Annotated in this window: 27 protein-coding genes and 1 pseudogene; 17 read left to right on the top strand and 11 right to left on the bottom strand. The window is 59.9% G+C overall.

Going from position 1 to position 25,373, the window contains the following annotated elements; all coding sequences use genetic code 11:
* Nucleotides 1-10 precede the first annotated feature (10 nt).
* Genes EKA13_RS11545 through EKA13_RS11535 form a run of 3 tightly spaced genes read right to left on the bottom strand, consistent with a single transcriptional unit; the run spans nt 11 to nt 2,122 of the window.
* Nucleotides 11-1,336, bottom strand: a complete 1,326-nt coding sequence (locus tag EKA13_RS11545) for a P-loop NTPase family protein (RefSeq protein ID WP_065759532.1) — start codon at nt 1,334-1,336, stop codon at nt 11-13.
* Nucleotides 1,337-1,350: 14 nt separating this feature from the next.
* Complete coding sequence (locus tag EKA13_RS11540) at nt 1,351-1,869, bottom strand: A24 family peptidase (protein WP_065759531.1); 519 nt, start codon at nt 1,867-1,869, stop codon at nt 1,351-1,353.
* A 58-nt stretch (nt 1,870-1,927) separates the two neighbouring features.
* Nucleotides 1,928-2,122, bottom strand: a complete 195-nt coding sequence (locus EKA13_RS11535) for a Flp family type IVb pilin (RefSeq protein WP_065759530.1) — start codon at nt 2,120-2,122, stop codon at nt 1,928-1,930.
* Between the two features lie 937 nt (nt 2,123-3,059).
* Between EKA13_RS11535 and EKA13_RS11530 the strand changes: the two genes are divergently transcribed.
* A complete protein-coding gene (locus EKA13_RS11530) occupies nt 3,060-3,956 on the top strand; it encodes a response regulator transcription factor (RefSeq protein ID WP_065759529.1) in 897 nt (298 codons plus the stop codon).
* Nucleotides 3,957-3,996: 40 nt separating this feature from the next.
* On the opposite strand, the gene ppnN is transcribed toward EKA13_RS11530, so the two are convergent.
* Nucleotides 3,997-5,370: a nucleotide 5'-monophosphate nucleosidase PpnN gene (gene ppnN / locus EKA13_RS11525; protein ID WP_065759528.1), complete on the bottom strand. Its 1,374-nt coding sequence runs from the start codon at nt 5,368-5,370 to the stop codon at nt 3,997-3,999.
* Between the two features lie 469 nt (nt 5,371-5,839).
* Between ppnN and EKA13_RS11520 the strand changes: the two genes are divergently transcribed.
* Nucleotides 5,840-6,106, top strand: coding sequence for a ParD-like family protein (locus EKA13_RS11520; RefSeq protein WP_065759527.1), 267 nt, complete (start codon nt 5,840-5,842; stop codon nt 6,104-6,106).
* On the top strand, nt 6,103-6,894 hold the full coding sequence (gene map, locus EKA13_RS11515; RefSeq protein WP_065759526.1) for a type I methionyl aminopeptidase: 792 nt from the start codon (nt 6,103-6,105) through the stop codon (nt 6,892-6,894). The genes EKA13_RS11520 and map overlap by 4 nt, the downstream gene beginning before the upstream one ends.
* Before the next feature lie 47 nt (nt 6,895-6,941).
* On the opposite strand, the gene EKA13_RS11510 is transcribed toward map, so the two are convergent.
* The 3 genes and pseudogenes from EKA13_RS11510 to EKA13_RS28830 form a co-directional block, all read right to left on the bottom strand.
* Entirely contained in the window at nt 6,942-7,967 is a 1,026-nt protein-coding gene (locus EKA13_RS11510; RefSeq protein ID WP_065759525.1) for a lysylphosphatidylglycerol synthase transmembrane domain-containing protein, read from the bottom strand.
* Nucleotides 7,968-7,979: 12 nt separating this feature from the next.
* On the bottom strand, nt 7,980-8,216 hold the full coding sequence (locus EKA13_RS28350) for a hypothetical protein (RefSeq protein WP_065759524.1): 237 nt from the start codon (nt 8,214-8,216) through the stop codon (nt 7,980-7,982).
* Between the two features lie 92 nt (nt 8,217-8,308).
* Nucleotides 8,309-8,794, bottom strand: a pseudogene (locus tag EKA13_RS28830) (cation-transporting P-type ATPase); the annotation flags it as partial.
* A gap of 114 nt (nt 8,795-8,908) precedes the next feature.
* On the opposite strand from EKA13_RS28830, the gene EKA13_RS11500 reads away from it, so the two are divergent.
* On the top strand, nt 8,909-9,310 hold the full coding sequence (locus tag EKA13_RS11500) for a hypothetical protein (protein WP_065759522.1): 402 nt from the start codon (nt 8,909-8,911) through the stop codon (nt 9,308-9,310).
* Between the two features lie 113 nt (nt 9,311-9,423).
* The gene (locus EKA13_RS11495) at nt 9,424-11,217 is read left to right on the top strand and encodes a sensor domain-containing diguanylate cyclase (RefSeq protein WP_065759521.1); all 1,794 of its coding nucleotides are present in this window, start codon (nt 9,424-9,426) and stop codon (nt 11,215-11,217) included.
* A 35-nt stretch (nt 11,218-11,252) separates the two neighbouring features.
* Here the strand turns inward: EKA13_RS11495 and EKA13_RS11490 are convergent, their stop codons facing one another.
* Nucleotides 11,253-12,023, bottom strand: a complete 771-nt coding sequence (locus EKA13_RS11490) for a phytanoyl-CoA dioxygenase family protein (protein WP_065759520.1) — start codon at nt 12,021-12,023, stop codon at nt 11,253-11,255.
* 161 nt (nt 12,024-12,184) lie between these two features.
* On the opposite strand from EKA13_RS11490, the gene EKA13_RS11485 reads away from it, so the two are divergent.
* Nucleotides 12,185-12,847, top strand: coding sequence for a VIT1/CCC1 transporter family protein (locus EKA13_RS11485; RefSeq protein WP_065759519.1), 663 nt, complete (start codon nt 12,185-12,187; stop codon nt 12,845-12,847).
* 18 nt (nt 12,848-12,865) lie between these two features.
* On the opposite strand, the gene EKA13_RS11480 is transcribed toward EKA13_RS11485, so the two are convergent.
* Nucleotides 12,866-13,756, bottom strand: coding sequence for a helix-turn-helix domain-containing protein (locus EKA13_RS11480; RefSeq protein ID WP_065759518.1), 891 nt, complete (start codon nt 13,754-13,756; stop codon nt 12,866-12,868).
* Between the two features lie 297 nt (nt 13,757-14,053).
* Between EKA13_RS11480 and EKA13_RS11475 the strand changes: the two genes are divergently transcribed.
* The 10 genes from EKA13_RS11475 (at nt 14,054) to EKA13_RS11430 (ending at nt 22,481) form a co-directional block, all read left to right on the top strand.
* Nucleotides 14,054-14,887 carry an SDR family NAD(P)-dependent oxidoreductase gene (locus tag EKA13_RS11475; protein ID WP_065759517.1) on the top strand — a complete coding sequence of 278 codons (834 nt, stop codon included), beginning with the start codon at nt 14,054-14,056 and terminating at the stop codon, nt 14,885-14,887.
* An 80-nt stretch (nt 14,888-14,967) separates the two neighbouring features.
* Nucleotides 14,968-16,716 (top strand): FAD-dependent oxidoreductase, encoded by a 1,749-nt coding sequence (locus EKA13_RS11470; protein WP_065759516.1) that lies wholly within the window; start codon nt 14,968-14,970, stop codon nt 16,714-16,716.
* The gene (locus tag EKA13_RS11465) at nt 16,716-17,048 is read left to right on the top strand and encodes an NIPSNAP family protein (protein WP_065759515.1); all 333 of its coding nucleotides are present in this window, start codon (nt 16,716-16,718) and stop codon (nt 17,046-17,048) included. The genes EKA13_RS11470 and EKA13_RS11465 overlap by 1 nt, the downstream gene beginning before the upstream one ends.
* A gap of 68 nt (nt 17,049-17,116) precedes the next feature.
* Nucleotides 17,117-18,514 (top strand): MFS transporter, encoded by a 1,398-nt coding sequence (locus EKA13_RS11460; RefSeq protein ID WP_100250136.1) that lies wholly within the window; start codon nt 17,117-17,119, stop codon nt 18,512-18,514.
* 107 nt (nt 18,515-18,621) lie between these two features.
* Entirely contained in the window at nt 18,622-18,861 is a 240-nt protein-coding gene (locus EKA13_RS11455; RefSeq protein ID WP_065759514.1) for a Pathogenicity locus, read from the top strand.
* 86 nt (nt 18,862-18,947) lie between these two features.
* Entirely contained in the window at nt 18,948-19,499 is a 552-nt protein-coding gene (locus EKA13_RS11450; protein ID WP_065759513.1) for a hydrolase, read from the top strand.
* A gap of 66 nt (nt 19,500-19,565) precedes the next feature.
* Nucleotides 19,566-20,060: a DUF1543 domain-containing protein gene (locus EKA13_RS11445; RefSeq protein ID WP_065759512.1), complete on the top strand. Its 495-nt coding sequence runs from the start codon at nt 19,566-19,568 to the stop codon at nt 20,058-20,060.
* An 83-nt stretch (nt 20,061-20,143) separates the two neighbouring features.
* Nucleotides 20,144-20,818 carry a hypothetical protein gene (locus EKA13_RS11440; RefSeq protein WP_065759511.1) on the top strand — a complete coding sequence of 225 codons (675 nt, stop codon included), beginning with the start codon at nt 20,144-20,146 and terminating at the stop codon, nt 20,816-20,818.
* Between the two features lie 29 nt (nt 20,819-20,847).
* Nucleotides 20,848-21,930 (top strand): DUF1615 domain-containing protein, encoded by a 1,083-nt coding sequence (locus tag EKA13_RS11435; protein WP_065759510.1) that lies wholly within the window; start codon nt 20,848-20,850, stop codon nt 21,928-21,930.
* A gap of 104 nt (nt 21,931-22,034) precedes the next feature.
* Nucleotides 22,035-22,481 carry a hypothetical protein gene (locus EKA13_RS11430; protein WP_065759509.1) on the top strand — a complete coding sequence of 149 codons (447 nt, stop codon included), beginning with the start codon at nt 22,035-22,037 and terminating at the stop codon, nt 22,479-22,481.
* Nucleotides 22,482-22,532: 51 nt separating this feature from the next.
* On the opposite strand, the gene pbpG is transcribed toward EKA13_RS11430, so the two are convergent.
* Complete coding sequence (gene pbpG, locus EKA13_RS11425; RefSeq protein ID WP_065759508.1) at nt 22,533-23,456, bottom strand: D-alanyl-D-alanine endopeptidase; 924 nt, start codon at nt 23,454-23,456, stop codon at nt 22,533-22,535.
* Between the two features lie 329 nt (nt 23,457-23,785).
* On the opposite strand from pbpG, the gene EKA13_RS11420 reads away from it, so the two are divergent.
* Nucleotides 23,786-24,631 (top strand): shikimate 5-dehydrogenase, encoded by an 846-nt coding sequence (locus tag EKA13_RS11420; RefSeq protein WP_065759507.1) that lies wholly within the window; start codon nt 23,786-23,788, stop codon nt 24,629-24,631.
* A gap of 52 nt (nt 24,632-24,683) precedes the next feature.
* Here the strand turns inward: EKA13_RS11420 and EKA13_RS11415 are convergent, their stop codons facing one another.
* A complete protein-coding gene (locus EKA13_RS11415; protein WP_065759506.1) occupies nt 24,684-25,328 on the bottom strand; it encodes a YceH family protein in 645 nt (214 codons plus the stop codon).
* Nucleotides 25,329-25,373 lie beyond the last annotated feature (45 nt).

Here is a 25,373-nt window from a genome sequence, read left to right as displayed (position 1 = left end):
TGGTAACTCCTTAGCCAATGAAGTCGAGCTGAACGAAGTAGTTGTGCCAGGCCCACTCCAGCTCCGCTGTTGATAGCGGCCCGGCATTGCCCAGGTAACGCTGACGGTCGATTGCCATGCTCAAGAGGTCGCGCGGATGGCACGGTACCAGCGGCATGTTTTCCGCTTCATAGAGTTCCTCCAGGGCATAGCGCAGCAGCTTTGGGTCATGAGGGATGCCCAAGCGTTCTGCTTCCTGGATCCAGATGCGTTCATACTCGCTGGCTTGCGGGTAGCCGAATTGAAGCTTGTAGCCAATTCGGCGCAGAAACGCTTCGTCGGCCAACTCCAGCGGGTTGAGGTTGGTGGAGAACACCAGCACCAGGTCAAAGGGCAATTCGCAGTGCCGCCCCCCACCCAGGTTGAGGAAGTCGCGCTTTTCCTCCATGGGGACAATCCAGCGGTTCAGCAACTCGGCTGGTGCCATGCGCTGGCGGCCCATGTCATCGATGATGAGCATTCCGTTGCTGGCCTTGAGTTGCAACGGCGCCTGGTACTGACGCGAGTCGGGGTCGTAGCGCACATCCAACTGCTCCATCGTCAACTCGCCACCGGTGATGACCAAGGGGCGTTCACAGCACAGCAGGCGACGGTCGATGCCTTCGTTGAGCAGCAAGCTGTTCTGCTGTTCGTCATCATCCTGCAGGCGACGGTGTACCTGGGGGTCGAAAATTTCGATCACGGCATCGTTGATGGCGATGGCATAGGGTACCCAGATGCATTCGCTGAACAGGCGGATCAGCCGGCTGCTGACGTAGGTCTTGCCGGTACCGGCCGGCCCATAGATCATGATGGCGCGCCCGGAGTTTAGGGCCACGCCCAGTTGGTCAAGCATGCTCGGGGCCAGCACCACCGAGCTAAACGAGCGACGCATGTCGTTTGCGCTGATGCGGCCATGGTGAATGGTCTGTACCTTGAGCAGCGATCGGTAGGCACTGACCGGGAAGGGGGCTGCGCCGATATAGCCACTGCGCGCCAGGGCATCACGTGCGGCGCTGCGGCCGCGCTCAGTCAGGCCGTAGCGCAACGCCTGGTTGCCGGCTTGCCCGAGGACTTCGACGCGGCCATCCTTGCGCAAGAACGTCAGGATCTCTTCCAGTACCGCACCGGTCAGCGCCAGGCGCTCTACCAGCCGCGACATGTCCAGTACACCTGCATCGTGCAGGTGCTTGCAGACCAGATCGCCCAGCAGGTTCTCCGGCAACCCGGTTTCAAGCACCGTACGGGGTTGCGGAGCCAGCCGCTGGATTGCACTGCGCTCCTGGGGCGAAATACGGCTGTTGCTGATGGCGTACATAGTATTCTCCTGAACTACTGGCCCAAAGGTAGCCAGAAGATGCTGGCCAAGGTGCCGAGCAATACGGCGACCGAATACGGGAAAGGCTTGCCTGCCACTTCATCGGATGCTGGCGCAAAATAGGCCCTGGCTCGCAGCATCAGCCAGTAGCGGCCGAAGGTTTGCTGCACCTGGCCACGCACGAAGATAATCAATACCGCGCACACGCCCCCGGCAACCAGGCTCAGTGCCGCCACCCAGAGTGCGTTTTGCGGGCTGAGAAAAGAGCCGACCATGGCCATTAGTTTGACGTCGCCGGCCGCCATGCCGCCCAACGCGTAGAGCGGCAGGAAAACGGCGAAGCCGACCAGCAGGCCCAGCACGCCATAACCTGCCCCCATTGCACCCGAGGCATACGCCTGGCTGCCCACCCCCAGGATCAAGCCCAACAACACCAAGAGGTTAGGAATGCGGTGGCGGCGAATATCGCTCGCCACCGCTATCCCGAGCAGCCCAAGCAAGAGTGCGACAGCGACTAACTGCTCTTTGCCCATGACTGCAACCCTCTAACTAGATGTCTGGAAACGTCTGTGCCAGCTGGGTTCATTACCGCTAGCAGGTTGCGCTGCCTTGGACCGCGCAGCCAAGATTTGTAATGGCGGTGTCTACGTTGTCACCCAAGGTAACGAACGCAGCAACAGCGCCCAGCGTTATCAGCCCACCGGCCACTGCATACTCCACAATGGTCAGGCCATCTTCGTCTTTGATGAACTTCAGTACCGAAGTTTTGATGGATTGCAGGTTCATGGTGTTCACCTCGCTCAAGTGCTTTGGTAGTAAGAGCAGTGCGTTTTCACTGCCTGGTTGAACAGTAGTCAGGGGGCGCAGAAAGGGGTTAGGAGATTTTTGCAGACTGTTAGGATTTTATTGCTGTCACAGGGCCATTATTGATGCGTGGCAGACTCGGAAGAAAAACAAGTGGGGCGAAACATGGAGTGGAATCGATATGAGAATGGTTTCTGCTGGCGCTAACGTAAATAGAGCAAACACTTTAAAAGTGTTGTAGCACTCAGGCCAAAAAACAGCCCGTTGCTGGTGATGCAGGCCAAGGTGGTACGTAATGGTCTAAGCAGGGGTTTTGATATCAGGACTTGATCTGCTCATTGGCGTAACGCTGACGATACTATTCAAGAAGGAAAAAGCATTTCGCCAACGCCTGAAAGCAGCAAAAGGGTGCATGGAGTGTTGTTTTTTGACGTTTTGCTCTTGGTGTGCGCTATTTTCGCCATTTTGTTGACGTCAAGCGTTGGTGGTTCGTTCAGGCAGAGACCCTGACAGGCTATTGGTCAGGGCACAATGACGTGTTGTTTGGGAACAGTTTTAGTTGCGAAGTTCCAATGGGTTACCTGATGGAACAGGTGTCAGGAATACTGTCGGAGGTCCGCATTCATTATCGATGAATCAGGATATTTTGCTGTTGTTGCTACTGCTGGAGTGCTAATAATGGCACCGGGCTACTCAAGGAAGGGAAGGGTTCAAGATGTGCAATGGAGCTGATGTGAAAGTGCTGAGTGCATGGCAACGGATATATGTGAAAGACGAGCGAAATTTTTGTAATAACAATTCTAACGGTATAGAGCGCGATGATGAGTCTTTATCAGAATTGGATCCATCATACTTCTGGCCCGATGGCTAAATGGCTTGGGGCGAAAGAGTGGGTTAGTCCTATGGGCAGGCTAACGCCATGAGTGTCGAGGCGGCGAGAAAGCCGTACCTTTTATGGTTCGATCTCACCCACGATCATTCGACTGAAGCGCTGATGATGCAGTTTCAGCCAGCCTGTGAGTGTCGTCTGGCAGCCGGTAATTCCTTTTCCGAAAAGGACTACGAACCACAGCCGGACATGATCTGCATGCATTACGACCGTCCCGACATGCCAGGGCTCAACCTGCTGTTGGAGATCAAGCGCAAGGCGCCGTCCATACCGATCACCATGTTCACCGTGCAGCACTCTGAAGAGCTCGCGGTCTGGGCCATGCGCTCGCGGGTCTGGGAATACATGGTGCTTGCCCTCTCAAGCACCGAGATCAATCGTTTTCTGCATGCGTTGAGGCAACTGTGCGACGTACGTCGCCAGGCCGGGGCGAGCAACAAGGTATTGCAGATTGAGCACGGCCCATCGCTGCCGGACAGTATCCGGTTGACGGCGGAGCACCAGAAGCACCATGCCTTGCATGACGTGCAGTTGTACATTGACCAGCATTTTCGCGACAGCATCGACCAGAAAGTCCTGGCCAAGCGTTGCGGCATGACCACCTTTCGCTTCAGCCGCGTATTCAAGGAAGTGAATGGCCTGGGTTTCATGGAGTACATCCTTAGCAAGCGCATGGACTGCGCCAAGGAGCTGCTCCACAACAGCCAGATGCCCATTACCAGCATCGGCTACGAGGTTGGCTTCAAAGACCCATCCTACTTCGCCCGCGCCTTCAAGCAGTGCGCAGGATGTACGCCCAGTGAATACCGCCAGGCGTCTCAATGCGGCCTGAAACCAGCGCCTGTACAAGAGCCGGAAGTGAAACAGGAACCGTACGACGAGCTGTCGGACGTCATCGGTAGCCTGTCGCTGAGTGCTGAGTGCTGAGTAGCGTTATCGCCGGCGTTGCCGGCGATAACGCTGATGGTCAGGTCACGACCCGGTAGCACGGCTCATACGCCGCTCCGCCTGGCAGTTTCATCCTGTGCTGCTCGACGAAGGCCTTCAGCAGGCGGTCCAGCGGCTGCATGATTGCCGCGTCACCGTGGATTTCATACGGGCCGTGTTCCTCGATCAGACGAATGCCTTTGTCCTTCACGTTACCCGCGACGATGCCGGAGAAGGCACGGCGCAGGTTGGCCGCCAGTTCGTGCGGCGGTATGTCACGGCTCAGTTTCAGGTTGGCCATGTTGGCGTGTGTTGGGTCGAACGGGCGCTGGAAGCCTTCATCGATCTGCAGCAGCCAGTTGAAGTGGAAGGCGTCGTTGCGTTCGCGGCGGAACTGTTTGACGGTCTTCAAGCCTTCGGTCATTTGCCGTGCCACTTGGGCCGGGTCGTCGATGATGATCTGGTAGTGACGCTGTGCCGCTTCACCCAGGGTGGCGCCGACGAACGCATGCAGTTGGTGCAGGTAGGCTTCGGCGCTCTTTGGCCCGGTGAGGATGACCGGGAATGGCAGGTCCTGGTTGTCCGGGTGCATGAGGATGCCGAGCAGGTAGAGGAACTCTTCCGCGGTGCCGGCGCCGCCCGGGAAAATGATGATGCCGTGGCCGACGCGGACGAAGGCCTCAAGGCGCTTCTCGATGTCCGGCAGGATCACCAGTTCGTTGACGATCGGGTTGGGGGCTTCCGCAGCGATGATGCCCGGCTCGGTCAGGCCCAGGTAGCGTCCGCTGTTCATGCGCTGTTTGGCATGGGCAATGGTGGCGCCTTTCATCGGGCCTTTCATCACGCCAGGGCCGCAGCCGGTGCAGATGTCCAGTTTACGCAGGCCCAGCTCGTGGCCGACCTTCTTGGTGTACTGGTACTCCTCGGTGCTGATCGAGTGACCGCCCCAGCACACGACCATTTTCGGTTCAAGCCCAGGGCGCAGGGTGCGGGCGTTGCGCAGCAGGTGAAAGACGTAGTCGGTGATGCCTTGGGAGCTACTCAAGTCGATGCGCAGGCTGTCCAGCTCGTTTTCGGTGTAGACGATGTCGCGCAGGGCGCTGAAGAGCATTTCGCGGGTGCTGGCAATCATTTCACCGTCGACGAAGGCGCCGGCGGGTGCGTTGATCAGCTCCAGGCGAACGCCACGGTCCTGCTGGTGGATACGGACTTCGAAATCCTGGAAGGCGTCGAGAATGGTCTTGGCGTTATCGACGTGGGCGCCGGTGTTGAGGATGGCCAGGGTGCACTGGCGGAACAGTTGGTAGATGCTGCCCGAGCCGGCTTCGCTCAATTGCTGAACTTCGCGCTGGGACAGCGTTTCCAGGCTTCCTTTGGGACTTACCGACGCGTTGATTACATTTCTTGGGATCATTGTGTAATTCCTTTAAACGATGCCAACCTGCCTGGGGTGGCCTGTGGCATTCGGAGGGTTGACACCGAACGTCGCCGCACAGGGCAGGTACTTTTCAAGCGCTCGGGCGATAACGCAAACACGGCTCTCTGGTCCTCCGTCAAATGTGCGTTCAGGTTATGGCGGATACCTCGTGGGGCTGTTGCCAGTAACCTGAAAGCACTGTGTGTTCAGGCGGTTACATTACTAATGCCACATTTCGCTGGGGCCTGTCTTTGAAAAAATACGTGAAAGGTGTGTCCTGGTACGCCCGTGCCGGGTACTGCCCTTGACGCTGGGGCAGGAGGCAGGTTGCGTTTGTGCTGTGCAGCCGGGCTGAGGGGGGAGGGGCGTCGATTTGAGCATAGGCCGTGGAGTGAGGAACATTGCAGAAATTGCCGTGCCTTTGTTAGTGTATGAAACGTATACGTTACATATATGGAGCCTCATCGTGGGTATCGTCAAGATTTCAGAGCAGATGCATGAAGACCTGCGTCTTGCCAGCAATGCACTGAGCCGCTCGATCAATGCGCAAGCCGAGCACTGGATGCGCATTGGCATGTTGGCTGAGCTGCACCCGGAACTGGATCACAGCGCAATCTGTCGCCTGCTGATTCGTGCCGAACAGGCGGGTGGCCTGCATTTGGGCCAGCTTTCTGCACTGGCCGCTGCTGCATCTGGCGCCCGCGTCAAAACCGCCGTGGAGGCTGGACAATGAGCAAGAAAATTACCCTCAAGACACCTGCCGAGATTGCCATGGCGCGTGTGGCCGGAACACTGGCTGCCGAGGTATTGGCGATGATTGCGCCGCACGTCAAACCGGGCGTGTCGACCAATGAGCTGGACCGCCTGTGCCATGACTACATTGTCAACGTACAGAAGGCCATACCGGCCAACGTCGGTTACCACGGCTTTCCGAAAACCATCTGTGCGTCGGTCAACCATGTGGTCTGCCACGGCATTCCCTCGGACAAGCCGCTGGAAGATGGCGATATCGTCAACATCGACATTGCAGTCATCAAGGACGGTTGGTTCGGTGATACCAGCCGCATGTATTTCGTCGGCAAGCCCCGGCCTGAAGCCGAACGTCTGGTCAGCACCACCTATGACGCAATGTACGCCGGCATTCGCGCCGTGCGCCCGGGCGCTACGCTGGGCGATGTCGGCCACGCCATTCAGCGCGTGGCCGAGCAGGCCGGCTACAGTGTCGTACGCGAGTACTGCGGGCACGGTATCGGCAAGGTCTATCACGACGAACCACAGGTACTGCACTACGGTACGCCGGGGCAGGGGCTGACGCTCAAGCCTGGCATGGTGTTCACCATCGAGCCGATGCTCAATGCCGGTAAACGGCATGTGCGCACCCTCGGCGATGGCTGGACGGTCATCACCACCGACCGCTCGTTGTCGGCGCAGTGGGAGCACATGGTTGCGGTGACTGAGAACGGCGTTGAGGTGCTGACGCCTTGGCCGGAGGGTGTGCCTGTTTTCCCCGCGAAGGTTTGAGGCGGGGCGCCTGGTTGCTTTCGCTCTGGCATAGGTGGGCACGCGCGCTAGTGCGAGTTCCGCTCCCGCAGCGCGCTACGCGATACCAGTATGCCCGGCAGCATCGGTGCCCAGAAACTCAGGCCGCGAAACAGCAGCGTCGCGGAGAGTGCCACCGGCAGTGCAATGCCCGCCCAATGCAGGGCACTGACCGCGCCGCCTTCAAATACGCCCAGCCCGCCCGGGGTTATGCCGATACTGCGCAACAGGCTGGCCAGCATGAAGGCGGCATATACGCCACTCCAGTCGGCATGGGCTCCCATGGATAGCACCAGCGCCCAGAGGGTGGTGGCGTCCAGGAGGAAAATGCTCAGGTCCAGTAGGGTCGTGGTAGTCAATAGGTGAGGGTTACGGGTCAAGCCTGCGTCGGCTTCGTTCAGGGTGTCGAGGCTGTGTTTGACCCAGCGGTACCGGGTGATGCCGTGCAATGCGCGTGTGGGTTGATGCCCTTGCAACAAGGCCAGGCCGACGACCACGGCCAGGCTGCCTACGGTGAACAGTGTGCAGGCGGTGATCAGCAGGGGGCTTGCATGCCCGTCCACGATCAGGATGACCAGCGCCCAGGCGATGGCCACTACATAGGCAAGCATGTAGGAGAGAATGCTGATGACAAAGCAGGCGATCACCACTGGGCGAGATATGCCGAGGCGCTCAAAGGCCGTGCTCACGGCAACGGCGCCGCTGACGCCATAGGTCGGTAGGGCTTGATCGAAGAACAGTTTGAGTAGCCCCAGCCTGCAGGCTTTCATCAAAGACAGTCGGGCATGACCGGTGCGCGTGATTCGCCGATAAATTTGCCCTTGAACCATATAGGTCATGGCTTGCAAGGCCAGCGCCAGAACAAACCAGCCAGGCTGCACCTGTTGACTCAATTGGAGCAGGCTCTGCGCTTCCGAGAAATGCAGTGCGACGGCCACGACCCCTGCAAGTGATGCGGCTCCCAACAGCCAGGAACTCCACAGCACACCACGCGAACGCATACTGCGCATGTCCGGGGACGAGTGGGTATTGTGCGGGTTGTCAGGGCTGCTCATGTTTCACGCTGGCTAGATCAAGGGACGAGCAGGACGAGGCCTGGCGTTTGCTCGTTGTATGAATAGTGGTTCAAGGGTGAGTACCGGGTTGGCGTGGCTCTTGAGCGGGTTGCCACGGGGGCGGATGATAATGGTGTCGACCTTGTCCAGTGGGATCGGCACCTCGGAAATGTCGTAAAGGATGTTGTTGAGCAGGATCTGTGTCGGCAACATCGGAAGAAACGGCAGAAACAGCGTTGCGCCGGCCATGCAGAATATGTTGCCGAAGTTGGAGCTGGTTGCATCTGCGCGTGCTTCTCAACAGGATAGAGTTCGCCGGTCAACAAGGCCTGCTTCACGAAAAAATCGCGGGCCTCGATCACCCGGGCATCTGCGGGAATCAGATCGCCGGCGCAAAGTTCCACGACATCCCCCGGTACAACCTCGGTTACCGCGACCTCCTGTGTCGTGCCATCACGGCGCACGCGGGTACGTACCGCAACGGTATGGCGCAGTTTCTCGGCGGCGGCATTGGCGCGGTACTCCTGAACAAAGTCCAGCGTCACGCTAAGCATGACGATGCAGCTGATGATGACGAAATTCACCACCTCGCCGCTCAGGGCCGAGATGGCGCTGGCGGCCAGCAAAATGATCACCAGCGGGTTGCTGAAGCGGCTCAGGTACTGACGCAGGATCGACCGTTGCTGTGTGCTGACAAAAGCATTGGGGCCGAATTGCGTCAGGCGGCGTTTTGCTTCGGCAGCCGAAAGCCCTGAGGTGAAGGTCGAACTGGCCTCAGTTGGAATCGGCTCCAGCCACCATGCCGTGCTTGGCGCACTATTCGCCATGTCAGTGCCCTCTGTCATGAACCGGGTCGCCGTCAGTGTAGTTCGCGTGAGCAGGGTGGCGTCCGATCAGGTGTCATAGGCAAAGCCAGCTGCGCATGGCTATGATTGAACGCCATGACAGCCTCTTTTCCGATCCGCCAACCCTGTCCACCCGGTGCCTGCGACTGTGACCGCGAACAGTTGCTGGACAGCCCTGGTGCCGATCAGCGCATCCTGCTCCTGACCCGCCAGGAGGAAAAGCGCCTGCTCGAGCGCCTGGAAAACCTTGAAAGCCTCGCTGACCTTGAGCGAATGAAGCGGCGCATGCATGAACAACTGGGCATCCGTCTGGATATTGCCCCGGGCTTCAATGAAGTGCGTACCATGCGCGGCATCGGTATTCATATCGGTGCGCAAACCGGGTTGTGCCGTAAGACTCGTCAATCGATTCCTGCCGCTATCCGCCGGGCATTGGAGCGTCGACCCGAGATTGCCTATGAGTTGCTCAATGCCCACGACCTTCTGCGTGATGCTTGAGGTGCTCGTGGGTCACTGAATTGGCTCGGCAAGACGTGCAAGCAAAAAGCCATTCCTTTGGATATGCGGTATAAATTGTGCTCGCCGTTTCGGCAGTATCGACAGAGCTGAACATGCTGAGTCATCTGAAATCCCAAGCGCTTGGCCTGTGCAGACCCGCAAATGCGCCAGGTACGTTGCCGGACAAGCGTTTTGACAGTCTTCTACGTATTGCCCGCGGCCATTTTGGGGTTGTCGATGCCTTGTTCCTGCCTGAAGCGGTAAGTGGGTTGTGGGCGGACACGCATGCGGGCATGGCGCTGTCAGGGCTGCCTGATGTGTTTTCGCTGGGTCGATACTTTTCCGCGCATGATGAGGTGTTGGTCATCCCCGATACCGTTGCAGACGGGCGTTTTCGCAGGCCATTGCACGATACCTGCAACCGGCCGGTGCGTTTTCTGGCCGGCTGCCGGGTCATCACCCCAGCGGCAGAGGCGGTTGGTTTTTTTTGCCTGCTTAATGATGCCCCTCGGGACATGACTGAAGAGGACCAGGCATTTTTGCGCGACCTGGCCCGTTTGGCTGCCGAGATCATCGCGCGTGATGGCGCACAGGCCCGCCTGGAAGAAGAGGTCAACACCCTGCGTGAAGGCGAGCGCCGCATGACGCTGGCGATCGCCGGTAGCGGAACCGGTATTTGGGATCGCGACATTCAGGCCGGTGAAATCTATTACTCCGCGGGCTGGAAGGCCATTCTGGGCTATGCCGATGCAGAGATTTCCAATCGTATTGAAGACAGTTACACCCGTATCCACCCGGATGACGTCGATTACGTGAGGGCTGCCATTCGCGCGCACTTTGACCAACAGACAGCAAACTACGAAGTCGAACACCGTATTCGCTGCAAGGATGGCCGCTACAAATGGATTTCCAGTCGGGGCCGGGTGGTCAGCCGCGACGCGGACGGTACACCGCTACGAATGATCGGAACCACCACTGACATTTCAGCCATCCGTGGCATGTCGGAGCAGTTGCAGCAGACGGTCGACCTGCTCACCAACCTGACCAACGAAGTGCCCGGGCTGGTCTTCCAGTACCAACGCACGCCCGCAGGCGACTCGTCGTTCTCCTATGCCAGTGCCGGTATTCAGGACATGTATGAGCTGACGCCGGAGCAGGTCGCCGTCAACGATGCACCCGTCAATCGGCTCATTCATCCCGATGACCTACCGGGTTACCGGATGTCGTTTGATGTGTCGGCGGCAAGCCTGACTCCGTGGCATTTCGAGTACCGCGTCTGGTTGCCCCGGCAAGGCTTGCGCTGGCGCCAAGGTGATGCCCGGCCTGTTCGGTTAGCCGATGGCAGCACCCTCTGGCATGGATTTATCACCGATATTACCGAGCGTAAGCGGATCGAGGCAGAGCTTCATGAGTTCGCCACCGTGGACTTTCTGACCCAACTGCCCAACCGCCGGCATTTCATGATGCAGATCGAGGCTGAGTTGATGAAGGTGCAGCGTGCCCTTGACCGTCGCTCGGCCGTGTTGATGTGTGACCTTGATCATTTCAAATTGATCAACGATCAATGGGGGCATGCTGTCGGCGATCAGGCGCTCAGGCATTTTGCTGCCATCGTGCGGGATCAGCTCAGCGAATGGGACCTGGTGGGCCGCGTGGGGGGGGAGGAATTCGCCGTTGTGCTGAGTGGCAAGGACATCGCACAGGCAAGCGCTTCTGCTCAGCTATTGCAGCAGCGTATTACCGAGGTCCCATTGCGGGTTGGCGACCAGCGCATCCCTCTGACCGTCAGCGTGGGGGTTTCGGCCATCATGGCCAGTGACACCAGTGCCGATGCTGCGCTGTCGCGGAGCGATGAGGCGTTGTACCGGGCGAAGAAAAACGGCCGCAATCGTATCGAGTGCTATTGACCGGTGCGCGGGTTGCACAGGTAAACGCCAGCGGCTCAGTCGTACTCGGCTTCTTCATGTTCGCCCAGCAGGCGCCGTTGCCGTGGTGTGGCCGCGTCCACGACTGCAGGGTTGAAGCGCCAGTACAGGTAGGGAGAAAACTTCTGGGCCACCATGCGTCGGCCATAATGCACCTGCAGCAGGTAGCGGGTGCGGTCGAGCGTGCGGTTGTCGCTGCCCGCGTGCCACAGCTCGCTGCGAAACATCAGCACGTCCCCGGCCTCGCACAGCACCGGCTGTGCCGGTTGGCCTTGCCACTCATTTTCACTTGCTGCCGGTGGTCGCCCGGCGCGGTGGCTTCCTGGTATTACTCGTGTGGGGCTGAGGTCGGCATCGATGGTGTCCAGGTAGAGGTGTGCGGTACAGATCTGCATTGGCAACTCGAACGCAGGGTCGGCCAGCAGGCTTTGCGGCAGAGCCATGGCCAGGTAGTCCAGGTGCAGTGCAGCGCCGATGAAGCCAGGGTGGCAGCGCCAGGCGGTCTGGCCAATGATGTGACAATCCTCGCCCAGGGCTGCTTCGGCCAGTTCGATAACCCCGCTCAGGTCGAGAAACGGCAACCACAGTGGGTCGCGGTTGAACACGCATTTGTAATGTTCAAGCAGGCCGCTGTAATCCCAGTGTTGGGGCTTGAGATGATCGATTGCAGCACGCAGGGTGGCGATTTGCGCAGCGTTCAGCACGCCGGGCAGCAGTACGAAGCCGTCTCGGTGCAAGGCTGCCAGGCGGCTGGCGGTCTGTGTGGACAAGCGATCGATGGTGGCCATGGCGCGTCCCCGTGTAGCGCGGCAAGCACCCCTTCATACTGGCACCCTGCGCGGTGCTGCGCCAGGCGCATCCACACTACACTGAGAGGACCGTTGATTCAGAACGATAGGCGCTGTGAGCGTGGCTCGCAGGTATCGCATGGCTGTGCGAGGTTGGATACATGCACAATGCATATGAGCACAAGCGGGCTCGCGTGCTCGACCCGATAGAGCGCGTCACAGAGGTCATTTTCGGCCTGTTGATGGCAATGACCTTCACCGGAACACTCAGCGTGGCGACTGCCAGCCGTGAGGAAGAGCGCACCATGATGATTGCCGCGCTCGGCTGCAATCTCGCCTGGGGCCTTGCCGATGCTGTGATGTACTTGCTGCGTACTTTGATCGAGCGTTCGCGCAACCGCATGTTGCTTGACACCCTGCGCAAAGGGGCAGACCCGGCAACCGGGCAGGCGCTGATTGCTGAAGTGCTACCGTCGCGTCTGGCCGCTGCAGTCGGCACGGAGGGGCTCGAGGTGCTGCGCCGACGTTTGCTCGACCAACAGGCTATCGTGCTGCCGCCGCGCCTTGGCTGGGACGATTTCAAGGGTGCGTTGGGCGTCTTTCTGCTGGTGGTGTGTGCCACGTTCCCCTTGGTGGTGCCATTCATTGTGCTTGAACAGGCCGCCCTGGCTATCCGCCTGTCAAACGGTGTCGGTGTTGCAGTGTTGTTCATTGCAGGCTGGGTTCTGGCTCGGTACGCCGGCGCAAAAACCTGGCAGGGTGGTGTGGCAATGGCGATCACGGGCGCTTTGTTGATCGCCGCGATCATCGCGCTGGGCGGCTGATGAGCGTGGCAGGTGGCATCACGGCCCTGTCGGTGTCTGCGCCTGGCTGCGGAACTCTCTGGGGCTGGACTGGACGTGTTTGCGGAAGAACCTGCTGAAGTAGCCGACATCGGTGAAGCCCAGGCCGTGTGCGATCTGCTTCACGCTCTGACTGGAGTGGGCCAGTTCCCGTTTGGCTTCGAGCACCAACCGAGCATTGATTACGGTCATTGGTGTCATCCCCAGTTGCTCCTGGCACAGTCGACCGAGGGTAGCTGCGGTGACGCCAAGTTCATCGGCGTAATCGTTGAGCGAGCGATGCTGGCGAAAGTGCACGTCTACCAGCTCACGAAAGCTGGTCACTTGCTGGCTGCGACGGTTGTTGGCGGTTGCGGGTGAAGGGTCGCCTGCCACGCTGAAACGCATGAACTGGATCACCAGGGCCAGCAGCAGCGACATGCTGCAGGCGACATGCTCGCGGGCGCGATTGTGGTACTCCTCGTACAGGGAAAGGCACAGCGGGAGGAGTGGGTCTTGCGCAGGTGACCACTGCGGGATGGCAATCACCTGTGGCTTGAGCAGTTGCGGCAACAGCGTCGGGCATAGCAGGCGGGTGATGCTCTCCAACGGATGTTGCACCGCCGTTATGACATGCCCCTCGACCGCCCCGGTCCAAGAGAAACCATGCACGATCTGCGTGGGGATGAACAGTATGCAGGGGGCCTGGACGCTGACTTTGACATTGTCCAGCAGTACTTCACCGGCGCCGCTCTGCAGGTAGAGGATCTGCAGCAGACCCTCGTGGCGATGCGCTGAGATTTCCCAGTCATGGGCGCCGGAGCGCTTGGAAATCGACTCCACATGCAAGGACTCATGCCATGCCGGCTGTGGTGATTCACCGTAGAGGGCGTAGTTGGGGATCTTGTTCATTGTTGTTATGAGTGCTCTCGACCGTCAGGTCCTACGTGCTTTTACCCTAACCAACCTTCAGGGCATCAGGCAACTCCGTCTACCAGGTAAAGCATCAGGCGGGGGCGGGGGCGCAATTGTCGAAAAAGTCTGGTTGGTTGTGGGTTTTGTCCATTCTGACCAAGCACCTGATGCCCCTATGCTCTGTCTCACGTGAAGGAGCTGTCTGGCTTCCCTTTCGCGTCAGCCGCGGCCCGTGCCGCGCAACGATGGCGGCTTGCTGCGCCGCCGCGCCTTCGAGACATGCTGGAGAGCGTCATGAATAACAATAATCAAGCGAGCAACTGGTTGGGCCTGGAGTCCGCCGTCTGTGTGATCACCGGTGCTGCCGGCGGCATAGGCGCGGCCATCGCCAGTGCATTGGTGGAACAACAGGCCCAGGTGGTGCTGCTCGATCGCGATGTCGACGGCTGCCAGGCTCTGGCGGCCTCATTGTCGGAAACGTCTGCCACTGAGGTGGTGGCGCTGAGCTGCGATATCGCCGACTCGCAGAGTGTGCAGCGTGCCGCCGATTGGCTCAGCGAGCGTTTTGGGCGTTGTGACGTGCTGATCAACAATGCCAGTGTGTTGCAACCCGGCAGCCTTGCAGACATCAGCCTGGCGAGCTGGAATCGGTTGCTGGAGGTCAACCTCACCGGTTACCTGTTGTGCTCCCAGGCGTTCGGGCGGCTGATGCTGGCCAATCAGGCGGGCAGCCTCGTGCATATCTCCTCGATCGCTGCTCATTTTCCGCAGACCCACAGTGGTGCCTACAGTGCGGCGAAGGCCGGGGTGAGTATGCTTTCACGGCAGCTCGCCGCCGAGTGGGGGCCGCAGGGTATTCGCAGTAATGCGATCTGCCCTGGGCTGATTCACACGCCGCTGTCTGCAGCGTTCTATGCCGATCCCAAGGTCGAGCAGCAGCGTAAGGCGATGACGGCCAATCAGCGTATTGGCCAGCCCAGCGATATTGCCAATGCCGCGCTGTTTCTCGCCAGCCCACGGGCCAACTATGTCAATGCTACCGAGCTGACCGTCGACGGCGGCCTCGAAAGCATGTTGATGGCGTTGATTCCGCGTCCCGGTTACGAATCCCCGGCTACCCGCCGCTAGCCCAGTCGAGCCTGCAACGTTGCGCACCTCAGTGCGCGGCGGGCGCTTGCCTGCGGGACATGAACACGGAGATAACGACAATGACACGAATGAGTTCGACGGCGACACAGACCTGCGATGTGCTGGTGATCGGCGCAGGTGCGGGTGGCCTGGCCACTGCGATTGTCGCCAAGAAACAGGGCCTGGATGTGATCGTAGTGGAGAAGGAGGCCTTCTTCGGCGGCACCACGGCGTTTTCCGGTGGTGTGTTGTGGGTACCCTGTAACCCGCAGGCCAGTGCCAGTGGGTTACAGGATAGCCGCGAAGCTGCGCGGACTTACCTGCGCAATGAAACCGGCGATTATTTTGACGCCGAGGCGGTTGACGCCTTCCTCGACAATGCACCGGCCATGGTGTCGTTTTTCGAGCGTGAGACGGCCGTCAAATTCGTGCCGACGCTGTACCCGGACTATCACCCTGACGTGGCTGGAGGGGTCGATATCGGTCGTTCGATCCTGGCCGCGCCTTTTGATATTCGTCAGCTTGGGGCCGACATGGCCAGATTGCGTCCGCCGCTGAAGACCATCACGTTCATTGGCATGATGTTCAATTCCTCGAACGCCGACCTGAAGCACTTCTTCAATGCCACCAAGTCGCTGACCTCGTTCATCTATGTGGCCAAGCGTCTGGCAACGCACATCAAAGAGCTGCTGTTGTACCGTCGCGGCATCAACGTCACCAGCGGCAACGCCCTGGCGGCGCGTCTGGCCAAGTCCGCGCTGGACTTGGGTATACCCATCCATACACAGACTGCTGCGCGCCAACTGTTGCAGGAGCGGGGGCGGGTGAGTGGCGCGCTGCTTAACAGCGTGCACGGTGAGTGGCGTATTGATGCGCGGTGTGGGGTGGTGCTGGCCGGCGGTGGCTTTTCGCATGATCTGCAGCGCCTCAAGCAGGCCTATCCTCACGTCAAACGTGGCGGCGAGCACTTTTCGCCAGTGCCAAGCGGCAACACCGGCGATGGTGCGCGCATGGCCGAAGCGGTCGGTGGCCAGCTTGAAATTCGCTTCAAGGATGCCGCCGCCTGGATGCCCGTGTCCAAGGTGCCTATGGGCGATGGCAGGTTCACCGCTTTCCCGCACCTGCTGGATCGCTACAAGCCTGGGGTCATTGGTGTGCTGCGCAACGGTCAGCGCTTTACCAACGAGTCCAATTCCTACCATGACGTCGGCGCCGCGCTCATACGCGCCTGTGCAGACGAGCATGAAACGGCCATGTGGCTGGTCTGTGATGCTCACGCCATGGCCAAGTATGGCCTCGGTTATGCCAAACCGGCGCCGATGCCACTTGGCCCTCTCCTGCGCAATGGCTACCTGCTCAAGGGTGACAGCCTGGCTGAACTGGCCCGCAAGGCGGGTATCGAAGCCGCTGGCCTGGAACAGACGGTAAGGCAGTACAACCTCGGCGCGGAACACGGCGAAGACCGCGAGTTCGGCCGCGGCAGCACCTGCTTCAACCGCTACCTGGCGGACCCACAGCATCAGCCGAATCCGTGTGTGGCGCCGATCGGTAAAGGTCCGTACTACGCGGTGAAGGTCATCATGGGCGACCTGGGTACGTTTGACGGGATCAAGACCAGCGTTGTGGGTGAAGTGCTCAACGAGACGGGGGCAGCCATTCCCGGGCTTTATGCCGTCGGCAATGACCGCGCAAGCATCATGGGCGGTAACTACCCGGGCGCAGGCATTACCTTGGGGCCGATCATGACCTTTGGCTACCTCACCGCTCGGCACCTGGCGCAGAGCTTCAGGCCGCAGGCGGACAAACCCTCACAACAGGAGGTTGCATGATGAACCACAAAGCCATCGTCGATCACCGCATCTACACCATCAAGCCCCGCGGTATGGCCGAATTCATCGAGGTATTCGAGCGTCTGGCCATGCCTGTTCTGCTCAAACACCTGGGGGCGCCTCTGGCGTTTTACAGCAGTTGCATCGGGCCGCTTAATCAAGTGGTGCACCTATGGGGCTATGACAGCCTGGATGACTTCGAGAAACGTAGCGCGGCGCGTGACCGTGACGAGACGTTCGCGGCCTATCTGCAGGCATCGGCGCACCTGATCGTGGCTCAGGAGACACGCATCATCAAGCCCGTGCATTTCCAGAGCCTCAACCGGTTGTAACCAGGCCAACAACCAGGCCAACAATGCCGTGCGAGTCGCTTCAACAATAAAAAAGCGGGTGCCGCAGCATGGCTGTCGAGCACCCCTACAAGATAGAGGTGAACGTGGTGGATAAAGTTAAAGCAATAGACGTGCGTGAATTGATCAACAACCGGCCCGTCGGGGCTTATCAAAAGTGGGTGGTTTTTCTTGGCTTCCTGATCATCGCCCTGGATGGCTTCGATGTGGCGATCATGGGGTTTATCGCCCCACAATTGAAAATGGACTGGGGCCTCAGTCATCAGGACCTGGGCCCGGTACTGAGTGCCGCTTTGATTGGCCTGGCATTGGGGGCGCTGGTGGCCGGGCCTTTGGCTGATCGCTATGGGCGCAAGATTGTGCTGGTGGTGAGCGTGTTTTTCTTCGGCCTATGGACACTGGCTACGGCCTTTTCCCCTGATCTGACCAGTATGGTGATCCTGCGCTTTCTGACGGGGCTCGGGTTAGGTGCAGCGATGCCCAATGCCTGTACGCTGGTTTCCGAGTTCGCTCCGGATCGCAAGCGCTCGTTCATGATTACCCTGGCGTTCTGTGGCTTCTCCTTCGGCGCTGCCGCAGGCGGCTTTGTCTCTGCCTGGATGATTCCCAACTTCGGCTGGCACAGCATGCTTGTGCTCGGCGGTGTCGCGCCGTTGCTGGTGGCACCGTTGCTGTTCTTCAAGCTGCCAGAATCGGTGACGTTCCTGGTGATCAAGCAGGCACCACAGGCGCACATTCGTCGCATTGTCGACAAACTGGCGCCTGGCGTAGCCAGCGCCAGCTCAACCTTCTGCCTGCCGAAGGCTGCGATCGTGAATGCCAGTGCTCCGCAGATCGTACTGTCGGCACAGTACCGCTTCAGTACCCTGATGTTATGGAGCGGTTACTTTCTCGGTCTGTTTCTGGTCTACCTGTTCAGCAGTTGGTTACCGACGCTGGTCAAGGAGGGTGGCGGTTACAGCGTGGCCGACGCAGCCATCGTTACGGCGATGTTCCAGATCGGCGGCCCCGTGGGTTCCCTTGTGCTGGGTTGGGCGATGGACCGCTGGAGCAAATACGGGGTGTTGATCGTCAACTATCTGGCCGGCGGCCTGGTGATTTTCGCCATCGGTCAGACCCTGCAGCACTTTGCGTTGATGTGCGCCGCAGCGTGGATGGCGGGGTTCTGCTTCAACGGCGGCAGTGTTGGCCAGAACGCCCTGGCCGCGTCGATCTACCCGACTGAAGCGCGCGCAACCGGCGCCAGCTGGATGAGTGGTGTGGGTCGCTTTGGTGCCATCCTCAGTGCCTTTGCCGGGGCGCAGATGCTTAGCCTGGGCTGGTCGTTCGCGCAGGTGTTCAGCGTACTGGCGATTCCGGCGTTGCTGACGGCCTTGACTACCTATGCTCAGGGGCGGCGCGCAGCGGCTCTGGCCCGGCCCGGGGCTGTGCGACTGTCGCCCCTCTGAAACGATGCTGCTACTGGCTGTTCAGCCACTGGTGCAGACCCTACAGAGACGCTTAGACTTGTGGTTTACCGCGCAGTCATCGGCTGCGTACTCACAGGGAGGTGAATATGGCGTTTCCACACGATGAGCGCGCTGCGCTGCTGGATGTAAAGGGCGTTGGCCCCACCGTGGTCGACCGGTTGGAGCAGTTGGGTTTTAACTCGCTGGCTCAGCTGAGCGAGGCCAACGCGCTGGATATCGTTACCCAGGCGGCGGCATTGGTGGGTTCCAGTTGCTGGAAGAACAGCCCGCAGGCGCGAGCGGCGATCGCAGCGGCGATTGCCCGGGCGAAGGCAGTGCAGGGCTGAGCGGTTTGCGCTGCTTGCGGGCAGGCATTGACGACGCAACGCACCTGCGCGAGGCTTGCGGCCATATTGAACAGAGGGTTCACACGATGTTGATCGACGCCACCCAGGCCACGCTGCTGGTCATCGATGTTCAGGAAAAACTCATTGGCGCGGTGACTGACCCGGCGGGCACCGTGGCCCGTACCCGCTGGCTGCTGGCTGCCACCGGTGAGCTTGGCTTGCCGGTGGTGTTCTCCGAGCAGTACCCCAAAGGCCTGGGCTCGACGCTGACGGCACTCAAGGAGGCGGCACGCAATGCCGAGGTGGTCGAGAAACTGCATTTTTCCTGCGTGGCCGCCAACTGCCTACCGGCCAGCCTGCTCGCCCGTGATCAGGTCATTGTCTGCGGTATGGAGACCCATATCTGCGTACTGCAAACCGTCCTGCACTTGTGCGAGGCGGGTAAGCAGGTGTTTGTCGTCGAGGATGCCTGCGACTGCCGTAGCCCACTGAGCCAGGCTGCCGGTGTGCAGCGTATGCGTGATGCCGGGGCGCAGATCGTCACCCGTGAAATGGTGCTGTTCGAGTTGCTGGGCAGCGCCGGTCACGAGCAGTTCCGGCAAATCAGTAAAACCTACCTGGTGGGCGAGCAGCCCTGAAACCGAGGCCCTTGCGTTGCAGGTGTCGCCCATGGCACCTGCCATTCTCGAGTAGGGAACGCCATCATGTTGTTTGTTGTCATGCTGGGGGGCAAGCACCCCGGCGCCAAGATCGAAGTCCACGATGTGGTTTTTGCTGTTGCCCCAAGCCTGGAGGCGGCTTATCCGCAATTGCGCGAGCAGTGGTTTGGCAGCCCCAAGGGCTTGCATATCGACTCCTGGCTTGAGGTTGATGGGGCTGAGGGGTATGTGTTGCACTGGTCCGACCTGCAGCCAGCTGCGGGTGATCCACGCTTGTACTTCATCAATCTTGGGGGGTATGAGCCGGGCAGTTTTGGCGAGGCTCATCGCTACCTGCTGGTGGTCGCGTGCAGTCCGGCGGAGGCCAGGCTCAAAGGCAAATTGCAGATGGCCCGAGACTGGCTCAAGCCGCATACCGATGCCGTGCTGGATGTCGATGACTGTATCGCGATTGATCAGGTGGGTGGACGCTACGCGCAGTTGGTCGCGGGCGAACATGCACCCATTGCGCAGTTCAGCGATTACATCATTCTCTCCTGACGTGCCTGTGAGGTATGGCTGTGGCCTATTGATCTGAATTAGAGTGCGCGTTTTTCCACCCTCGATTTCTACAGGATGTTCCGATGAACACGCGTGCCCTCGTTCCCTTTTGCTCGACCCTGGCGTTGAGCAGCTTTGCGCTGTTGGCCCAGGCACAGGCCCAGGCAACGGTGGCTCAGGTCTTCAATGGCGAGATGCTGGGCAGCAGCCTGGGCTATTTTGAATCGGTTGCAGGTGTTGCCCAGGCTTCGGATGGCGATACCCACAGCTACCGCGTGCAAGGGTGCGAGGTTACCGCAACGGCAGCGGGCGGGAAGGTCAGTGCATTGCGCCTGGCGTTGTCGCCTACCTGCAAGGCTGACTTGAGCAGCTTTATCGGTACTTTTGCTCCGCCGGGCAATGAACCGTTGACGTTCGGTGCGCTTAACCGCTCTACAGGTGGCCCGATGGCGTTCTATGCAGACTGCCTGGACCTGTGTGGTAACGCCTATGATCCGTCGGTCTATGCCCTTTGGGAGGGGCCACATGCGGTCAACTTCACGCAAGTGATGCTGGAAGTGGTATTGGCGGGTGATCAGGCGGTCAACGCGGCCTACAACTGGCGTGACGCGATCAGCAAGGCCAAGGGGGATGACTTCGTGGTCGATACGCGCTTCAACTGCGAACGTACGTTCGACCCGGCGGCGATGCATCATTTCCAGGGAGTGGAGGTGACGGCCGTGACCATTGGTAGTGGGCTGAGCACGCCCGGCTGCTGAAACCACGGCGGTATCCTTGCGGGTGGTCCATGACTTCACTTCGATTGCTGTTGTGCCTTGCCGTGTTGCTCGTGCTGGCCGGTTGCGCCTCACCGCGCACCACCCAGCCTGCCAGCCCTGCCGAGTTGCGGGCTCAGATCGCTCGCCTGTTGCCGGCCAACCTCGCTGATCGCCAGGGTTGGGCGAAGGATATTCAAGTTGCCTTTACCCACCAGGGCATTGCCGCAACCCGCGACAACCTGTGTGCTGCGCTGGCGGTCACTGAGCAGGAGTCCACCTTCCAGGCCGACCCCAGCGTCCCAGGTCTGGGGCGCATCGCCCGTGAAGAAATCTACCGTCGTGCCGCCAGGCTGCATGTCCCGCAGTTTCTGGTCAATGCGGCGCTCAATACCCGTTCACCGAGTGGCAAGAGCTACAGCGCGCGCCTGGAAACGGTGCGCAGCGAACGGCAGTTGAGTGCAATCTTCGATGACCTGATCAGCACCGTGCCCATGGGGCGCACACTGCTTGGCGGTCTCAATCCGGTGCGCACCGGCGGGCCGATGCAGGTGAGCATCGCCTTTGCCGAACGCCATGCCAAGGGTTACCCCTACACGTACACCGGCACGATCCGACAGGAAGTGTTCAGTCGCCGTGGTGGGCTGTATTTCGGGATTGCTCATTTGCTCGCTTATCCGGCGAACTATGATCGGCAACTGTACCGTTTCGCTGATTTCAATGCCGGTTGGTACGCCAGCCGTAATGCGGCGTTTCAGCATGCCGTCAGCCGGGCATCAGGTGTCAGTCTGGCGCTCGATGGCGACCTGATCGCCCCGGGTGCGATTCTGCCGGGAGCGACAGAGCGGGCCGTGAGGCAGTTGGGTGATGCGCTGGACATGCGCAACCCAGCGATCCGCAGTCAGTTGGAGGAAGGCGACAGCCTGGCATTTGAAAGCACTCGTCTTTATCGACGCGTGTATGCCCTTGCCGAGCAGCACGAGGGCAAGCCATTACCCCGTGCGCTGTTGCCGGGGATTGTGCTGGAAAGCCCGAAGATTACCCGCACGCTGACCACCGCCTGGTTTGCCAATCGGGTCGAGGCGCGTTACCAGCGTTGCATGCAGCGTGGTTAGGGGATCGCTGCCAGTGTTAGTGGGGGTAAAGCAGGGCGGGTTAAAGGTTTGACCCGTGCGGTCGATAAGCGGGCTAACGCAAATACCATCAGGACGATAAGCACATGGTCGGAATCAATACGCTGGCGGCCGGCATCAGCATCAACGGCAGCCCAAGTGCAACCAACGTCAATGGCGTCAGTATTAATGGCGCGGCGCCTGCCGAGGCGACAGCTACAAGCGGCATCAAGGCCGACCTTTCCCAGGTGCGGGAGAATGGTGAGGCCAAGGCCAGTGGTGCCAGCACAAGCGACAGTGAGCCAGCACACATCAAGCAGTTGCGTGAGCAGATAGAGCGGCTACAAAAGCAGTTGGCCGAGCAGCAGAAGCAATTGCAGAAAGCGATGGCCAGTAAGCAGGAGGCGACAGCCAAGGCTGCTGCGGTGATGGCTGCCCAGAGCGCGGTTTCAAGCACCATGGCCGCTATTCAGGTCGCGACCAGTGCCTTGCTCGAAGCGCTGACCACCAGCGGAGGCAGCAGTTCGGGTTCGCTGGTCAGTACCAGCGCCTGATACTTGCCTTGGGGCCTGCTATGCATAACGCCGGGCAGGCCCTGTAGCCCTTCAGTCGGCGACTGGCCGGTTCTGGGTCCTTTCCGATTTATAGCGCATCGCCACGGCTGGCGCAGCGCTTGCCTTGCCGGTTTCCATCCACTGGCGCAGGCGGCTGGCGTCGGCAAAGTGGGTGTATTTGCCAAAGGCGTCGAGAATGACCATGGCCACTTGCCGGTCAGCCATGCGCGTCAGCAGCACCAGGCAATGCCCCGCCTCATTGGTGAAGCCGGTCTTGGTCAGCTTGATGTCCCAATCACTCTTGTTGACCAAGTGGTCGGTGTTACGAAAGCCCAAGGTGTATTTGGGTTTGCGGAACGCCACGGTCTTCTCGCGTGTGGTGCTCAACTCGCTCAGCATCGGGTAGTTGCGTGCGGCCAGCAGCAGCTTGCTCAGGTCGCGTGCGGTCGACACGTTGTACATCGACAACCCGGTCGGTTCGACATAACGCGTGTGGTTCATGCCCAGTGCGCGGGCCTTGCTGTTCATGGCCTTGATGAACGCATCGTAGCCGCCGGGGTAGTGGTGCGCCAAGGTTGCCGCCGCGCGGTTTTCCGAGGACATCAGGGTAATGAGCAGCATCTCTCGACGGCTCAGCTCACTGCCGAGTTTGACCCTGGAAAAGACGCCCTTCATTTCCTTGGTCTGCGCAATCGTGACGGGTATCACCTCGTCCATGCGCTGCTTGGCGTCGAGGACTACCATCGCGGTCATCAACTTGGTGACCGATGCGATCGGGCGCACGACGTCGGCCTTGTTGGCGTACAGCACCTGGTTGGTCTGCACGTCGATCAACAGAGCACTGCCGGATGCCAGGCGCAGCTTGGAAGGGTCACGTTGAACTTGCGCGGGTGGTTGGGCAACAGCATTCGACGAGACTGCGGCGGTACCTGTGAGCAATAGCAGCAGACTTAAAATCGAAAGAGAGGTTTTCACGTTGGCGCTCACTGAATGTTGGTATGTCGTTGGCTGTGCAAAGGTTTTCGGTAAAAAACCGTTACATTTTAGGAGTATGGCTCAGGGGCTGTCGATTGCCCCGGAATCATTAGGCCAGAAATGAAACAAATTTAACCTTGTCCCATGCGTGTACCTATCAGCCGCGTCTCCAGCTTCCCGACTTCCGACCAACCTGCTGATGAGCTGAGTCAGCGTGCGTAGGTAGAGCGTAGTACGGGTGCAGGCGATCTGAAGGGTTTGGCGACATGAGGCACGTTGCCTGTTCACGGTTGGCATACTGTGCCTTCAGCGCATTTCAGGAGATCCGCATGACCCCCAGTAAAGACACCGTCTTGTGCATGTCTCTGGCAGGCCGTCCCGGCACCTTTGGCGTACGTTTTCACAACCACCTGTATCAGCAGTTGGGGCTGGATTATTACTACAAGGCCATGACCACCACCGATCTGCCCGCAGCCATCGGCGGGATCCGTGCCCTGGGCATTCGCGGTTGCGGTGTGTCGATGCCCTACAAGGAGGCCTGTATTGCCTTGATCGACGAGCTGGACCCATCGGCTGCGGCCATTGACTCAGTCAACACCCTGGTCAATACGGCTGGGCACCTGAAAGGCTACAACACCGACTATCTGGCAGTACGCCAACTGCTGGCGCGCCATCGTCTGGACCCGGACATGAGCTTTGCCTTGCGTGGCAGTGGGGGCATGGCCAAAGCTGTGGCCTGCGCGTTGCGTGATGCCGGCTTCGCCAATGGCACCCTGGTCGCGCGCAACGAAGCAGCGGGGCGGCGACTGGCCCAGGCGTGCGGGTATGGCTGGCAAGCCGAGCTTGGTAACCTGCGTGTACAGTTGCTGATCAATGTGACACCGATTGGCATGGCCGGTGGCGATGAGGCGGATCAGTTGGCGTTCGCGCCCGAGGCGATAGCGGCTGCACAGTGGGTGTTCGATGTGGTGGCGATGCCGGTGCAGACACCGTTGATCTTACAGGCACAGGCGTTGGGCAAGCCGGTGATCACTGGTCTGGACGTGATTGCACTACAAGCACTGGAACAGTTCGTGCTGTACACCGGGGTAAGGCCAACGGACGAGCAGGTCGCCGCGGCAGTGGCGTACGCACGAATGCCATCGCCAGTGTTGGCGGCGCCTGCAGCGCTGTAGGCGTATTGTCGGGAGCCTGCCGTTGTCGGCCCGGTCACCCAGGCCGTGTGTGTTACTCCAGCTGCGCCAGGCGCTCTTCCAGCGCGGCAATACGGGCTTCCAGCGCTTCGATACGTTCCAGCGACACCGCGCTGGCGGCCGAGCGTTCCGGCCCTTGCTGCCGTGCTGCGAGGATGGCTTCGATGTCTTCCGGATCGCCGAATGCATGGGTGTACCGGTCTTCCCGCTGGCCGGCCTGGCGCGGCAGGTGCAGCGCAAAACCGCGTGCAATCAGGCGTTCAAGTTGATGCACGACCTGCTCGGCATCGTCAAAGTCGTGCATGCGGTTGCTGCGGGTCAGCAGCTCGTTGACGGTCTGCGGGCCGCGCAGAAACATCAGGCCAAGCAGCGTCACTTGTGCCGGAACCAGCTCCAGGGCCTTGTCGATACGGTGTTCCCAGCGGTCGGCGCGGCTGCCCATTTGCAGGCGGGTCATGCCTTGGCTTTCCAGGGCGCGCAGGCTCTGGCCGACTTGGCCTTGACTCAGGTTCATCACCGGCTCACGGCTGGTTTTCTGGTTGCAGGCCAGCACCAGGGCGTTGAGGGTCAGTGGGTAAGTTTCGGGGTTGGTGGCCTGTTTCTCGATCAGCGAGCCGAGAATACGGACTTCGGTGCTGGTGAAGCGGGCAGGGGAAGCGGTTTCGTGTTCGGCGGACATGGCCCTGTCTCTATTCGAGGAAAGGCTCTAGCCTAGGTGCGGTTG

Source organism: Pseudomonas defluvii (genome assembly GCF_001695625.1).
In the GTDB taxonomy this organism is placed as follows: domain Bacteria; phylum Pseudomonadota; class Gammaproteobacteria; order Pseudomonadales; family Pseudomonadaceae; genus Aquipseudomonas; species Aquipseudomonas defluvii.
The sequence above is the reverse complement of the archived record's forward strand: the minus strand, read 5'-3'. Positions and strand labels throughout refer to the sequence as shown.